The sequence below is a fragment of the Xanthobacter sp. YC-JY1 genome (assembly GCF_021730305.1).
Taxonomy (GTDB): Bacteria; Pseudomonadota; Alphaproteobacteria; order Rhizobiales; family Xanthobacteraceae; genus Xanthobacter; species Xanthobacter flavus.
In genome coordinates this window covers 3,495,985-3,510,003 of record NZ_CP032674.1, presented here as the reverse complement: position 1 = coordinate 3,510,003, position 14,019 = coordinate 3,495,985, and the positions used below count along the sequence as shown (strand labels likewise).

Sequence of the window (14,019 nt, the reverse complement as noted above, 5' to 3'; positions counted from 1 at the left end):
CGAAGAGCCGGCGACGGGGATCAGGCGGGCGCGCGGGCGGGTTTCACCGGCCCGACATCCACCTGGATCTCGTCGCCCTCCACCTTCACCTCATAGGGGTGCAGCGCATTGCGCACGAGGTGGGTGGAGCATTTACCGGTGGCGCAGTCGAAGCCCCACATATGGTGCGTGCACATGAGGGTCTTGCCGTCGAAGGTGGCTTCCGTCAGCGGCATGTCGGCATGGGGGCAGCGGCCGCGATAGGCCTTGATCTCCCCGCCCGCCGGCCACACCAGCAGCACGCTCTTCTTGCCGACCTGGAAAAGGCCCATCGCGCCCTCGGCGAGGGCATCCTTGTTGCAGATGACAGTGAAGGCCATGGCGCTCGGGTCCTGTCCTTTGAAGCTTCGGCAGGGCGCATCGCAAGATCAGGGCCAGCCCGGAATCCTTCCAATTGTCGGAAATCCGACGCTCCTATTTCGCCTCGTCGGCGCGGGAGAGGGCATCATAGAGCCAGCGCCTGAGGTCGCCCGCGAACATGGCGCCGGCCACCCGCGCCACCTCGTTGCGGTTGGCGATGAAGCTCAGGGTGGGGATGGAGCTGATGCGGAAATAGTCGGCCAGCTCGCGCTCCTTGTCCGTGTCCACCTTGGCGAAGCGCACATGGGGCTCGAACTCCGCCGCCAGCGCCTCGAACACCGGCGCCATGGTCTTGCAGGGGCCGCACCAGTCCGCCCAGAAGTCGATGACGAGGGGCAGGTCGCTTTGCGAGGTGTGGGCGGTGAAGCTCTCGGCGGTGAGCGTCATGGGCTTGCCGGTGAAGAGCGGCCCGCCGCAGGCCGGGCAGGAGAGCGCGCGGGCATCCGCGCCGGCCGGCACGGGCGTCACCGTGTGACAGGCGGGGCAGGCGATGGTGCGGGCGACGGCGGCGGTGTGGGCTGCGGCGGTGTCGGCTTCGGTCATCACGGCTCCTCGGGGCGCGGGCGTGTGGGACTGGCCGAGCAAGAACGGGGCCGCCGAAAGGGATGCGTCCTGCCACCCTTGCGCTATGGTGGCGCCGGCCGCGCCGGGCGGCCGGGATCGAGACCGCGTTTCCTGTCCGCGAACCGGTAGCCACTTCGCGGGGAAACGCTTTAGGGATTTCAGACATGAGCGCAGCGCCCCTCACCGTCATCGCCATCATCACCGCGCAGGAGGGGCAGGAGAGCGCCCTGCGCGCGCTTCAGGAAAAGCTGGTGGCGGAGACGCGCACGGAAGACGGCTGTCTGCGCTACGAGCTGAACCAGTCGCTGGACGACGGGCGCATCCTGATCTTCGTCGAGACCTGGGAGACGGAGGCCAAGTGGCGCGCCCATATCGATGGTGCCGCGCTGGCCAATTTCGCCGCGGCGGGCGGCGGCGCGCTGATCGCCGACAAGGTGATCCACCGCATGGCCCAAGTCGCCTGACGAGAGAGGCGCGTAACAAAAAGCGCCCGCCGTGTGGGGCGGGCGCCGTTTCTCTCCGGGCGACGATTAGTGGTCGAGATCGCCCTGGGCGAAGAAGTGCTTGCGGATCTCCTGCGTGTAGCGGACGAACCGGGGCTCGCCCATCACGGTGAGGTCGCGCGGGCGGGGCAAATCGATGTCGTAGACCGCCTCGATGCTGCCCGGCCGGCTGGACATGACCACCACCCGGTCGGCCAGGAACACCGCCTCCGGAATGGAGTGGGTGATGAGCAGCACGGTCTTGCGCGTCTCGTACCAGATGCGCTGCAACTCGGCGTTCATCTTCTCCCGCGTCATGGCGTCGAGCGCGCCGAAGGGCTCATCCATGAGCAGCACTTCGGGATCGTGCACCAGCGCCCGGCAGATGGCGGCGCGCTGCTGCATGCCGCCGGAGAGCTCCCACGGAAAGCGCTCCTCGAAGCCGTCGAGGCCGGCGGTGTGGAGGAGGCGCGCGGCCGCCTCGCGATAGGCGGCGACCGGCCGCCCGCGCATTTCCACCTGCAACAGCACGTTGTCGCGCACCGTGCGCCAGGGCAGCAGCACCGGGCTCTGGAACACCATGCCCACCCCGTCCGGCGGCTGCGTCACCTTCACGCCGCCGATGGTGATGGTGCCGCTGGTGGCCGGCAAAAGGCCGGCGACCAGCTTGAGCAGGGTGCTCTTGCCGCAGCCCGAGGGGCCGACGATGGCCACGAACTCGCCCTTCGAGATGTTGAGATCGATGGGCTTGAGGGAAGGCACCGAGCCGCCGCGCGTCTTGTACGTCTTGGTGAGGCCGGCGATGGCGATATGGGTGCCGGAGGCCTCGGCGCGCGGGGCGGGGGTGCGGGTGTCGATCCTGTGCAAGGCAGCGCTCACGGAAGGAACTCCAGCGTGAAGTAATCCTGCGCCTTGCTGCGCGCGGAGGGGTCGAGGCCGCCATACTGGGTGAGGATCTCGAGGCTCTCGTCCATCAGCGCCGGGTTCATGCGGAAGGGGCGGGTGCTCTTGTCGTCGGAGGCGCGGTAGAGTGCCTGCGAATATTGCAGGCTGCGCAGCTGCGCGTCCGGCAGGCCGATCTTGGGATAGGCCTCCATGAGGATGTCGATGGCGGCCTTGGGGTTCTTCTCCGCCTCTTCCACCGCGCGGGTGGTGGCGCGCATGAAGCGCTTCACCATGTCGGCGCGCTTGGTGAGCGTGTCGGTATTGGCGACGATGCCGAGCGAGACGAGGTTCACCCCCGCATCGGTGTAGCGCAGCATGGTCACCGGCTTGTTCATGATATCCGGCAGGCGCGCGCCCTGCTCGGTGGTGAAGCCGATGAGGCCGTCGGCCTGGTTGTTCACGACGGCGTTCAGTTTGGCCTGCGCGTCCGCCGCCACCATCTTCACCGCGCCCTCGGGGATGCCGAGCTTCTTCAGGTACAGCGGCCAGATGGGCGTCACGGCGTCGCCCGGCGTGAACATGATGGTCTTGCCGGGCAGGTCCTTCGGGCCGTTGATCTTGCCCTCGGGGGCGACCACCGCGCCGGGGGTGCGCTGGAGCAGCACGCCGATGGTCTTCACCGGCGCGCCCTTGGCCACCGCCTTGATCATCACGCCGATGTCCGCGAGGCCGAAGGTCGCCGTGCCGGCGCCCACCGCCTGGATGGTCACCGCCGAGCCGCGGCCCTCCTGGATGTCGAGGTCGATGCCCTCTTCCGCGTAATAGCCCTTCTTGAGGCCGAGGATGAAGGGCGCGTGCTCGCCATAGACGTACCAGTTGAGCATCAGCACCGCCTTGTCGGGCGTCTTGCCGGCCTGCGCGGCAGCGGGCAGCGTCGATGCCGTGGCAAGGCCGAGGGCGAACGCGCCGGATAACAGGTGCGTGGCGAGTGTCCTTCGAGAGATCTTGCGCGAGATCATGGTTTCCTCCACCGGTTTTTCTGGTTTTGCTTGGGTCGTCGTGTTGCGTCTTTGCTTGGGGCGTCTCTCGCTTTCGTCATGCCCGGGCTTGTCCCGGGCATCCACGTCGGGCCGATGGGACCGAAGCCGGGCGGGTGCTCCCGGCCTCGCCACGTGGATGGCCGGGACAAGCCCGGCCATGACGGCCGCCTATTTCCCGACCAACGGCGGGAGGGGGCGCTCCTTACGCCCCGCCGTTGATGTCCGGCCGGCGCGAGGCGTGCCAGGGGATGAGGAAGTGCTCGATGGCATCGAGCGCCATGAAGAGGATCACCCCCATCATGGAGAGCACGAACAGAGCGGCGAACATGAGCGGCAGGTCGAAATTGCCGTTCGCCACCTGCAGCACGTAGCCGATGCCCGAGTTGGAGCCGACGAACTCGCCCACCACCGCGCCCACCACTGCAAGCGTGATGGCCACCTTCAGCCCGGAGAAGATGCCGGGCAAGGCATGGGGCAGGCGGATGCGGATGAAGGTGCGCAGGCCCCCGGCGCGCATGGAGCGGGCGAGGTCGATCATCTCCTTGTCCACGCTCTTGAACGCGAGCACGGTGGAGACCACCACCGGGAACACCCCGAGCAGGAAGGCGGAGATGATCTTCGGCAGCACGCCGAAGCCGAACCACACCACGAACAGCGGCGCCACCGCGATCTTCGGCACCGACTGGGAGAAGACGAGGAGGGGATAGAGATAGCTCTCCACCGTCTTCGAGGAGGCAATGAGCATGGCCAGCGGAATGCCCACCAGCGCACTCAGGGCGAAGCCGCCCAGCGTGGCATAGAGGGTGGGCATCGTTTCGCGCAGCAGCATGGGCCACTGGGCGATGACCTGCTCGATCACCAGGGTCGGCGCGGGGATGAGATAGGGCGGGATGCGCAGCAGGCGCACTGCCAGATCCCACCCCACCAGGATCACCGCAACCAGGATGAGCGGGCGGATGGCATCCATGCTCATGAGCTTGGAGAGCACGTTGGCGCGCGTGGACTGGACGAGAAGGGTGTCGGTCATGGCTTGCCTCCTCAGACCACGGATTGGCGCTGCTCGCCGAGGCGGGCGATGCCGAGGCGCACCTCCTGCCCGCGGGCGAGATAGACCTGCGGCTTCAGCCCCAGCCCCACCCCCGCTGGCGTGCCGGTGATGATGAGGTCGCCGGGCTCCAGCGTCATGAAGCGGCTGACATAGGAGACGATCTCCGCCACCTTGAAGATCATGTCGCCGGTGGAGCTGTTCTGGCGCATCTCGCCATCCACCGAGCACCACAGATCGAGGGACTGCGGGTCGCCCACCTCGTCCGCCGTCACCAGCCAGGGGCCGATGGGGCAGAAGGTGTCGTGGCTCTTGCCCTTGGTCCACTGGCCGCCATGCTCCAACTGGTGGGCGCGCTCGGACACGTCATGGGCGATGCAATAGCCGAACACGTGGCCGAGCGCGTCCGCCTCGGGGACCTTGCGCGCGGTGGTGCCGATGACGACGCCCAGTTCCACCTCCCAATCGGTCTTTTCCGAGCCTTCCGGCAGGCGGATGGCATCAAAGGGGCCGCAGAGCGAGGTGGTGGCCTTCATGAAGAGGATGGGCTCTTCGGGAATGGGCAGGCCGCATTCGCGGGCGTGGTCGTGATAGTTGAGGCCCACCCCCACAATCTTGCCGATGCCGGTGAAGGGCGGCGCGAGGCGCACCTCCCCCTGCACCACGGGCAAGGAAAGCGGGTCCACCGCCTTCAGCGCAGCAAGCCGAGCGGGATCGGCGATGAAGGCGGCGTCGATGTCAGCAACGACACCGGAGAGGTCGCGGACCGTGCCGTCGGCGGCGAGGAGGCCGGGCCGCTCGGCGCCGGCCGCGCCATGGCGCAGGAGCTTCATGGGGTGAGCCTTTCGGGAATGCGGGTGTCCGCAACTGCCGCCACTGGCGCGGCGACGGGCCGGCGCAGTTCGGCGGACTGGATGCGGTTCTCCAGCCAGTAGAGGCCGGGATTGATCTCGCTGGCGCCTTCGGCCATCAGGGCGTCGAGCCGGCGCCCGGCCGCCTCCGCCTGGTCGCGGTCGAGGGCTTCGATGGTGAAGAGATATTGCTGGCGCCCGGGCCCGCCGGAATAGATGCGGCGCTCGGCCGTCATGATGCCGGAAATGGCCTCGTCCACCTCGTAGAGCCCGCCGGACAGCGTGCCGGAGATGTCCTCCCCCACCACCGCGCGAACCATCCCGGCCAGCGTCGCGGCATCGGCCTTATGGTCGAACCGGCGCTGGAGGATGTAGGGGGCATAGCCCCCCGCGCGGCCCACCCGGCAATGGTTGCGGTACAGCGAGCGCACCGGATTGCGAAAGTGGGTGAGGGACTCGCTGGTCCAGGGGGTGGGGCGGTTCAGCGCGGCGAGATAGGCCGGGCTGCCCAGCACCTCGGGACCATCTGTGACATAGCACATGAAGAAGCGCGGGCTGCCGAGGAGGGCGCGATAGCGCCGCCCCTCGATGAAGCCGGGAATCCCCACCCGCTCCGGCATGTGCTCGCAATTGTGCCATTCCTGATAACGGAGCTCGTAGTCCGCATCGATGTCGGCCCAGAAGCCCATAAAACCAAGGGCTTCGGCTGGCGCTTGGCCAGTGGCCGGGGCGGGGTGGGGATCTTCGCTTGTCATGGCGCCGGCCCCTCAGAAGAGGCCGTCGCGGACTTCGTATCGCGTGGGCTTGCCATAGATGGCGCCGCCCTTCTCCACCCAGTGGGCCACCCAGTCGATCATCCGGGCCAGCGGCACGTTGGGATAGCCGAACAGGCGCTGGGCCTGGTAGGTGCTGTTAGCCCAGCCGGTGGCCTCCTCCTCGCCCTCGAAGATGGGCGCCTTGCCGAACTTTTCGCCGAAGGCGTGGGCGATGGCCCGCACGCTCGCCTGCTCCGGCCCGCCGATATTGATGGGGGAGGTCGGCACCGTGCAGTGCTTCAGGCAGCGCAGGATCTGCGCGTTGGAATCCCCCTGCCAGATCACGCTCGCATGGCCGGTGCGGATGGGGATCGGCTCGCCGCGATGGACCCAGCTGGCGATGTCGTGCAGCACGCCGTAGCGCAGGTCGATGGCATAGTTCAGCCGGGCGAGGCGGCCGGGCGTGCCATGCACGTGGGAGCCATACTCGAACGCCCGCTCGCGACCGACGCAGGAGTTGGCATAGTCGCCAACCGGGCGCGGCTGCACCCGCTCGTCCCAGCCATTGTGGGCGACGACGCCGAACGGATAGACGCACAGGGTGGAGAAGGCGACGATCCGGCTGTCGCGGAAGTGGGAGGCGACGGTCGCGGGCACCATGGTGTTCATGGCCCAGGCGAAGGAGGGATCGTCATTGGTGCCGAACTTCTTGCCGGCCATGTAGACGACGTTCTTCACCTTGGGCAGCTGCGCCACCGCCTCCGCGTCCAGCAGGTCGCAGCGGATGGTCTCGATGCCGAAGCCCTCCAGCTCCTCCTTGGACCCCGCCTCCGAGAAGCGCGCCACCCCGATCACCCGCTTGTCCGGCGCGGCGCGCTTGGCCATGCGGGCGAGGGAGGGGCCGACCTTGCCGGCGACACCCAGAACGATGATGTCCCCGTCCAGGGTGGCGAAGTCGTCCACCAGCCCCTGGGTGGGACGGGAGACCAGCTCCTCGAGCTGCTCCTCGGTCTCGATCAGGTCCGGCACGGTGTCGAAGGTCAGGCGTTCACTCACGAATCCGCTCCCATTTTTGCTGACAGGCCTCGAATGGCACCTGAACGGTGGGGTGAACCGCACCGAACCGGGGCCTGAACCGCCCCGAACATGGAGGGGTTCGGGTGCCGGCCTGCTCATTTATTGGGTAACGCCGTTACCCATATCTATAGGGCTAGATTCGTCCAAAGTCGGAGTCAAGCGGGTATTTTCAGAGTAGGGCCGCTGTTTCGGGGCCGATCTGGCCTTGCCACGCTCGAAATCATGGATAACATCGTTATCAGTGAAAGCGTGGCGCGTCGAAGGGTTGATGAGATGGCGAAAGTTGCGGCCGGGGCCCGTCCCGAAAAGATCGACGAGACCATCGTCTCCGTGGAGCGCGCCTTCGACATCATCGGGATGCTGGCCGATTCCGTGGACGGCTTCCCCCTGGCGGAGATCGCGCGGCGCCTGGACCTCAACAAGGCCATCGTCTCCAAGCTCTTGAATACGCTGGAGTCGCAGATGCTGGTGTGGCGCGACGAACGGGCTCAGCGCTATTACCTCACCTACCGCATCAGCAATTTGGGCCTGCGCCACCTGCAGACCAGCCGGCTGCTGGACCAGTGCTCCGCCGCGCTCCGCCAGCTGGCGGAGGAGACCGGCGAGCTGGTGCGCCTCGCCATCGTCGAGCCGGGCGGGCAGAGAATCGTGTGGGTGCAATCCTTTGCGGGTAGCAAGAGGTCGCTGCGCATCGATCCCAACTATACGCTGGAGATCGGCCTCCACACCCACGCCACCGGCAAGGCCTGGCTCTCGACACTGCCCTTTGCCGATGCGCTCAAGCTGTTGATGCATCAGGGAATCGAGGCGTCCACCGCCTATTCCAAGACCTCCATTTCCGACATAAGGGCGGAGCTGGAGGAGGTGGCGCGGCGCGGCTTCGCGCTGAGCTATGAGGAGAACGAGCTGGGCGTGGGCGCCGTGGCGGCCCCCATCCTCGCCTCGACCCTGGGCGGCGCGCCGGAATGCGTGGGCGTGGTGAGCCTTGCCGCCCCCACCAACCGCATGAGCCGGGCGGACCTCGAAAGCTGCGGTTCCTTCGTGATGGCGACCACACGGCGCCTGGGCGAGACCTGGCCGCTGGAGGCCCGCGCCCGCAGCGGCGCCTTCCCGCGCATGGTGGAATAACCACCGAAAGCTAAAGGATAAAATCATGGGAGCGAACGCGGCGCCGCGTGTGCGGCTGGCCGAGGCGAACCTGCGCGAGCGCGCGGCGAAGCTGCGGATGCCGTTCCGCTTCGGCGTCGCCACGCTGCGCGAGGTCCGGCAGGCCGAACTCACCGTCCGGATCGAGGCGGCGGACGGGCGCGGCGCGGTGGGCATCGCCGCCGAATGTCTTCTGCCCAAATGGTTCGACAAGAATCCCGCGCTCTCCGACGACGACAATGTGGAGCAGCTGCGCACGGCGCTGAACGTGGCGCTGGAGCTTTATGCCGGCCTGCCCGCCGACACCCCGTTCGGCCTTTCCGCGGCGGTCTATCGTGAGCAGCAGGCGCGCTGCGCCGCGCTGGGCCTCAATCCGCTGGTCGCCTCCTACGGTCCCGCTTTGGTGGACCGGGCCATCCTCGACGCCACCGGGCGGATGCTGGGGATGTCCTTTTCGCAGATGATCCGTGGCAATGTGGCAGGTATCACCGTTAGCTCCGGCCTGACGGAAGACCTCCAAGGCTTCGACATCGCCCAATTTCTGGGCAATTTGAGGCCGCAGGATACCATCGGCGTGCGCCACACGGTGGGCATGGTGGACGCCCTCACGTCTTCCGATCCACTCGAAGGTCCGGCCGATGGCCTGCCGCAAACCCTTGAGGATGTTGTCAAAACCTACGGCTGCCGCTTCTACAAGCTGAAGGCGGGCGGCGACATCGCCGCCGATCTCGACCGCCTCACCCGTATCGCAGCGGTGCTGGATGCCGGCCCCGCCGATTATCGCGCCACCTTGGACGGCAACGAGCAGTATTCGGATGTGGAGGGCATCGTCGAACTGTGGCGGCGCATGTCGGAAACATCAGCGCTTTCAAGGCTTTGCGCCTCCACTCTCTATATCGAGCAACCCATCCGCCGCGCCGTCGCGCTGGAGCGGGAGGTGGGGGCTTTGGCCGTCCTCAAGCCCGTGATGATCGACGAATCGGACGCCACCCTGGATGCCTTTCCCAAGGCTATCTCATTGGGATATCGCGGGGTTTCCAGCAAGACCTGCAAGGGCTTCTACAAATCCATCCTCAACGCCGCCCGCATCGCCAAGCGCAACGCGGCGTTGGGCGAGAGCCGATTTTTCCTTTCCGCAGAAGACCTTTGCACCTGGGCGGGCATCAGCACCCAACAGGACCTCGCCCTCGTCTCCCTGCTGGGCCTGACCCATGTGGAGCGCAACGGCCACCATTATCTGGACGGCATGTCCTTCGCCCCGGAGGACGAGCAGAGCGCCTTCCTCGCCGCCCATGGTGACCTCTATCACCAGCCCCCTGGCGGCCCGGTGCGCCTCGCCGTCACCGACGGGAGCGTGCAGCTGAAATCTCTGGATTGCCAAGGCTTTGCGGTGGGCGTTCCGCCCGTCATGGGTGGATGATCAGCCCCCACCACATCCATGCCGTGAGCATGGAGAGGGGCACCCCGATGCCGATGACGAGCGCCACGAGGTCCGGCTCCAGATCGTGATCCAGCGCGATGATGCTGGCCCCCAGCATCGGCGGCATGGCCATCTCCAGCATCGCCACTTGCGCCACCGGATCGCCGCTCCGTCCGAGCGCCGCATACATCAGGAAGATGGCCAGCGGCGCCAGCAGCAGCCGATAGCCGAGCCCCACCGCCAGCGCCCCCACCCGGCCGGAAAAGCGATCAAGTCGAAGGGCATAGCCCACGGCCGCAAGGGCGATGGGGGTGAGCGTCCGGGCCAGCGCCTCGACCAGCTGGTCGAGCCATTCCGGGCGCGGCACATCGTTCGTGGAAAAGGCGATCAGGATGGCCCAGAACGGAGGGAAGGTGGCGATCCGCTTCGCCACCGCCCGCCCGTCGAAATGCCCCGCGCTCGCCACGGCGGCAATGGCGAGGCCCAGCGTTGACAGAGCGAGGTAGGAGCCGAAGAGGTCGATGACGATGCCCAGCCCCAGCCATTGGCTCCCGGCGAACGCCGCGATCATGGGCAGGCCGACGAAGGAAGTGTTGCCCCAGCCGCCCACCAGCAGCAGTGCGCCGGCCCGCCGGTGCGACCAGCCGAAGGCGCGGCAGAGCGGCACGATGACGAGGATGGCGAGGATCGCGCCGATCCAGGGCGTGGCCGCAGCCAACCACCAGCCATCGTCCATCTTCAGCTGATGGACGCTGCGCAGCGCGGTCGCCGGCAAAGCGACGTTGATGACCCAGCCGCCGAAGGCCTTCGTGGCGGTGTCGGGCAGTCTCCCAGACCAGCGCAGCAGGACGCCGATCACGAGGCAGGTGACGATCAGAGAAATCTCGTGCATCCCGATGCCCATCCGGACCGCGCCGCCGATCCCGCGGACAATGGCTTGGGCCTCGCCGCAAGGGAATAGGTTGGGCGCAGTGTCATCCGCCGAGGAAGGCGCCGCTCGAACCGATCATCGAGGATGGGCGACGGCGGTGGCCAGGGCGAGCAGCATCTCGTCCTTGCCGCGCGGCGCCATGGCCGAGAGCCCGAGCGGGCAGCCCTCCAGCGTCGCCAGCGGCGACGAGATCTGCGGCGTCCCGGCATGGCCGGAGAGGCACAGAAGCTCGATGGCACGGGCGCGGAAGGCTTCAAGATCGGCCAAAGGCGTGCCGCGCCGGGGCGCGATGCCGGGGGCGGTGGGCAAGAGGAGAATGCCGTCGTCGCCCAGCAGGGCATCGATCCGCGCCCGCACCTGCGCCCGCAAGGCCCGCGCCTCGGCCACCTCGGCCGGGTCGAGCGTGGCGGCAGCGGCAAAGCGCTCTTTCACCCCGGGGCCGAATTCTGGCTGCGCGCCGCGCACCCAGTCGGCGTGCTCTGCCCAGGCATCGGCCGACTGGAGAATGCGGAAGGCGTTGCGCCAATGGGGCAGGGCACCATGGGCCACGTCCACTTCTTCCGCCGCGCCATACAGCGCCGTGATCCGCGCCAGGGCCGGCGCCAGCGCGGCCGTCACCTTTGGCCCGGCGGCCTCGAACAGATCGCGCGCTAGCAGCAGCCGCGGCGCGGGCATCGCCGCAAGGCCCCCCAGAAGCACCGCGCCGACCTTCTCGAAGGTCTGCGCATCGCGCGCGAACCAGCCCACAGTGTCGTAGGACGGCGCCAGCGGGACAGCACCCGCGATGGAGATGCGCCCATGCGTCGGCCGCAGCCCGAACAGGCCGCAATAGCTGGCGGGAAGCCGCACCGAGCCGCCGGTGTCGGAGCCGATGGCAAAATCCACCAGCCCGCCCGCCGTCGCCGCGGCGGAGCCGGAGGAGGAGCCGCCGGGAATGCGCCCCGGCGCAGCGGGGTTGATGGGCGTGCCGTAATGGTGGTTCTCGCCGTTGAGGCTCCAGGCCATCTCATCCGTGTGCGTCTTGCCCACGAGGCGCGCGCCGGCGCCGAGCAGCAGGTCCACCACCGGAGCGTTCGCGTCCGGCACCCCATGGCTCGCCAGCCAAGCCGGGCTCCCGGCCGCGGTGGGCACGCCAGCCACGTGGAAGAGGTCCTTCAGCGCGAAGGTGAGGCCGTCGAGCGGCCCCACGCCCGTGGGGGCAAGCTCGAAGTGGCCATGGGAGACGAAGGCGTCGAGCGTGTCATTCACCGGCATGAGCGATCCGTGGGCGGCGGGTGGCGAGAGGGCAGGGTGAGGCGACAAGGATTATCCGATCCGCGCGCCCGTGTCTTCGCATGCCGACACCTGCAACCGGGGCGGGGTTGGGCGGGGCGCCCGCTACTGCTATCACCGGGCGGGCGCTCGAGGATCTTCAGCCATGTTCAACTGGAACGACCTGATCTTCTTCCTCGAACTGGCGCGGCAGGGCCGGCTGATGCCCGCCGCGCGGCGGCTGAAGGTGGACCACACGACGGTCTCCCGCCGCATCAGCGAGCTGGAGAAGGATCTGTCCCTCAAGCTGTTCGACCGCAAGCCCGACGGCTTCGTGCTGACCGAGCCGGGCCATCGCCTGTTTGCCGTGGCCGAGCGCATCGAGCAAGAGGCGGTGGGCGTCGAGGAAACGCTGCAGGCGGCCCCCAGCGCGCCGCGCGGGCATGTGCGCGTCGCCTCCATGGAGGGCATCGGCGCCTTCTATCTCGCCGAACGGTTCGCCGAGCTGGCGGAGAAGGAGCCGGGGCTGGTGGTGGAGCTGGTCACCGAACGCCATCTCATCAATCTCACGAAGCGCGAGGCGGACATTTCCATCTCCTTCGTGCCGCCACAGGGCCAGCGCCTCGCCGTGCGCCGCCTCGGGGCCTTCCGCCTCGCGCTCTATGCGGCGCCGGACTATGTGCGGCGCTTCGGCATGCCGAGGACGCGGGCGGAACTGCCCTCTCACACCTTCGTGGATTATGTGGAGGATCTCGTCGCCATCCAGCCGGTGCACTGGCTGCTGGATGTGCTGGAGCCGCTGAAGGTATCGTTCCGCTCCACCTCCATGCACGCCCAGCAGAATGCGGTGGCGCGCGGCGCCGGCATCGGCCTCCTGCCGCTGTTTTCGGCCAAGAGCAATCCGCGCCTCATTCCCATCCTCACCGACGAGGTGGTGGTGATGCGGGACATCTATGTGAGCGTCCACGAGGATCTGGAATTCATGGGCCGCTTCCGCGCCGTGCTCCAGCACCTCGCCGAGGTGGTGCAGCGGGACGCGGCCTATCTGACGGAGTTCTGAGGGGAGGGCGCGTGAGCGCCCCTACACCCGCTCCCCCGGCAGGAAGCCCAGCAGGCCCGTTCCGGGTGCGCAGTTCACATATTCGAACTGGTGCTTGTCGCCCTCGGGCAGCACGAACACCTCGTGCCAGGTGCGCAGCTGGTTGGCCTTGCCGTATTTGCGATAGCGGGCGATGGCGGCGGAGAAGATGGCCTCGTGGGTGGGGTGGTGCTCCGCCCAGTTCTCCAGATGGCCAAGGGAGAGGAAATAGCCCAGCGCGTGGGTTTCCAGCACCGGCGTGCCGGCCGCGTCGCAGGTCTGCTGGAAGCGCAGGGAGGCGCAGCCGGAGGCTTCGCCATTCTCTTTGAGGAAGTCCATGCCCGTCATCAGCGGCGTGCGCAGCTCGCGCATGTAGTTCTCCGCCTGCTCGGGGTCGCACCGGCCCCAGAAGGCGGCGGAGCGGATGACCGCGAAATTGTGCGGAATGGCCAATCGCCAGCGCGCCCCCTTCGTCTCCCGCTCCACCGGCACGAGCGCGGCGACGGGGCTTTCCAGCGTGTCGGCGGCGGCGAGCGGGATGCGGTCGCGCATGGCGCCGTAATAGCCGCACCACGGGGTGGGATAGAGCGCGACATCCGGCGCGGCGGAAAGGCCGCCGGCATAGTCCTGCCAGTAGATGCTCTCCTGCCGCTCCACCGGCACGGTCATGCTCTCGCGGAAATAGCCGGTGGGCTCGGTGAGGCGGGCGGCGTCCTCCCACCAGCCGGCGACGACCGGATCGGCGAGGAAGCGGTCGCGCTTGGCCTCATCCAGCCAGTAGGCGGCAAGGATGTGGGTATAGAGCCCGTTCTGGTCCACGAAGGCGGCATGGTCGCTGACGGTCGGGCCATCCGGCAGGGCCAGCGCCGCCTCGATCCAGCCGAAGAAGGGCGAGGCGTGGACCTCCTCCGCGCTCTTACCCTGCACGCCGTGGAAGGCGACGCAGAGCGCGCGGCAGTTGTTGGCGAAGGCGGTGGACCAGCGCTGCACCACCGGCTCGAAGCCCTTCGGCTTGCGCAGGGGATGGACGCGGTCATAGACGGGCATGGCCATGGGTGTCGTTTTCCTCTTTTGCCATCGGCCTCGGTCTTCGAC

15 protein-coding genes are annotated in these 14,019 nt (G+C 67.9%); 4 read left to right on the top strand and 11 right to left on the bottom strand.

The window, feature by feature from the left end; genetic code table 11:
• Nucleotides 1-20: 20 nt before the first annotated feature.
• Entirely contained in the window at nucleotides 21-359 is a 339-nt protein-coding gene (locus D7006_RS16495) for a Rieske 2Fe-2S domain-containing protein (RefSeq protein WP_169122956.1), read from the bottom strand.
• Between the two features lie 94 nt (nucleotides 360-453).
• Nucleotides 454-942, bottom strand: coding sequence for a thioredoxin (gene trxA, locus D7006_RS16490; protein WP_237353793.1), 489 nt, complete (start codon nucleotides 940-942; stop codon nucleotides 454-456).
• 185 nt (nucleotides 943-1,127) lie between these two features.
• On the opposite strand from trxA, the gene D7006_RS16485 reads away from it, so the two are divergent.
• A complete protein-coding gene (locus D7006_RS16485; protein ID WP_237353792.1) occupies nucleotides 1,128-1,427 on the top strand; it encodes a putative quinol monooxygenase in 300 nt (99 codons plus the stop codon).
• A 66-nt stretch (nucleotides 1,428-1,493) separates the two neighbouring features.
• On the opposite strand, the gene D7006_RS16480 is transcribed toward D7006_RS16485, so the two are convergent.
• The 6 genes from D7006_RS16480 to D7006_RS16455 all read right to left on the bottom strand — a co-directional run bounded on the left by D7006_RS16480 (nucleotide 1,494) and on the right by D7006_RS16455 (nucleotide 7,077).
• On the bottom strand, nucleotides 1,494-2,324 hold the full coding sequence (locus D7006_RS16480; protein WP_371744952.1) for an ABC transporter ATP-binding protein: 831 nt from the start codon (nucleotides 2,322-2,324) through the stop codon (nucleotides 1,494-1,496).
• Nucleotides 2,321-3,349, bottom strand: coding sequence for an ABC transporter substrate-binding protein (locus D7006_RS16475; RefSeq protein WP_237353791.1), 1,029 nt, complete (start codon nucleotides 3,347-3,349; stop codon nucleotides 2,321-2,323). The genes D7006_RS16480 and D7006_RS16475 overlap by 4 nt, the downstream gene beginning before the upstream one ends.
• Before the next feature lie 223 nt (nucleotides 3,350-3,572).
• Nucleotides 3,573-4,397: an ABC transporter permease gene (locus tag D7006_RS16470; RefSeq protein WP_169122952.1), complete on the bottom strand. Its 825-nt coding sequence runs from the start codon at nucleotides 4,395-4,397 to the stop codon at nucleotides 3,573-3,575.
• An 11-nt stretch (nucleotides 4,398-4,408) separates the two neighbouring features.
• Nucleotides 4,409-5,248, bottom strand: coding sequence for a fumarylacetoacetate hydrolase family protein (locus tag D7006_RS16465; protein WP_237353790.1), 840 nt, complete (start codon nucleotides 5,246-5,248; stop codon nucleotides 4,409-4,411).
• On the bottom strand, nucleotides 5,245-6,021 hold the full coding sequence (locus D7006_RS16460) for a DUF4286 family protein (RefSeq protein ID WP_237353789.1): 777 nt from the start codon (nucleotides 6,019-6,021) through the stop codon (nucleotides 5,245-5,247). Before D7006_RS16460 ends, D7006_RS16465 begins: the two co-directional genes overlap by 4 nt.
• A 12-nt stretch (nucleotides 6,022-6,033) precedes the next feature.
• Complete coding sequence (locus D7006_RS16455) at nucleotides 6,034-7,077, bottom strand: NAD(P)-dependent oxidoreductase (protein ID WP_237353788.1); 1,044 nt, start codon at nucleotides 7,075-7,077, stop codon at nucleotides 6,034-6,036.
• Between the two features lie 294 nt (nucleotides 7,078-7,371).
• On the opposite strand from D7006_RS16455, the gene D7006_RS16450 reads away from it, so the two are divergent.
• Both D7006_RS16450 and D7006_RS16445 read left to right on the top strand, forming a co-directional pair.
• Nucleotides 7,372-8,226: an IclR family transcriptional regulator gene (locus D7006_RS16450; RefSeq protein ID WP_024278050.1), complete on the top strand. Its 855-nt coding sequence runs from the start codon at nucleotides 7,372-7,374 to the stop codon at nucleotides 8,224-8,226.
• A gap of 25 nt (nucleotides 8,227-8,251) precedes the next feature.
• Nucleotides 8,252-9,664: a mandelate racemase gene (locus D7006_RS16445; RefSeq protein ID WP_237353787.1), complete on the top strand. Its 1,413-nt coding sequence runs from the start codon at nucleotides 8,252-8,254 to the stop codon at nucleotides 9,662-9,664.
• Here the strand turns inward: D7006_RS16445 and D7006_RS16440 are convergent.
• Nucleotides 9,651-10,556 carry an AEC family transporter gene (locus tag D7006_RS16440; RefSeq protein ID WP_237353786.1) on the bottom strand — a complete coding sequence of 302 codons (906 nt, stop codon included), beginning with the start codon at nucleotides 10,554-10,556 and terminating at the stop codon, nucleotides 9,651-9,653. The genes D7006_RS16445 and D7006_RS16440 overlap by 14 nt on opposite strands.
• 114 nt (nucleotides 10,557-10,670) lie before the next feature.
• On the bottom strand, nucleotides 10,671-11,849 hold the full coding sequence (locus D7006_RS16435; protein WP_237353785.1) for an amidase: 1,179 nt from the start codon (nucleotides 11,847-11,849) through the stop codon (nucleotides 10,671-10,673).
• 163 nt (nucleotides 11,850-12,012) lie between these two features.
• On the opposite strand from D7006_RS16435, the gene D7006_RS16430 reads away from it, so the two are divergent.
• On the top strand, nucleotides 12,013-12,906 hold the full coding sequence (locus tag D7006_RS16430) for a LysR family transcriptional regulator (protein WP_169122944.1): 894 nt from the start codon (nucleotides 12,013-12,015) through the stop codon (nucleotides 12,904-12,906).
• A 21-nt stretch (nucleotides 12,907-12,927) separates the two neighbouring features.
• On the opposite strand, the gene D7006_RS16425 is transcribed toward D7006_RS16430, so the two are convergent.
• Nucleotides 12,928-13,977 (bottom strand): phenylacetaldoxime dehydratase family protein, encoded by a 1,050-nt coding sequence (locus D7006_RS16425; protein WP_237353784.1) that lies wholly within the window; start codon nucleotides 13,975-13,977, stop codon nucleotides 12,928-12,930.
• Nucleotides 13,978-14,019: the final 42 nt, after the last annotated feature.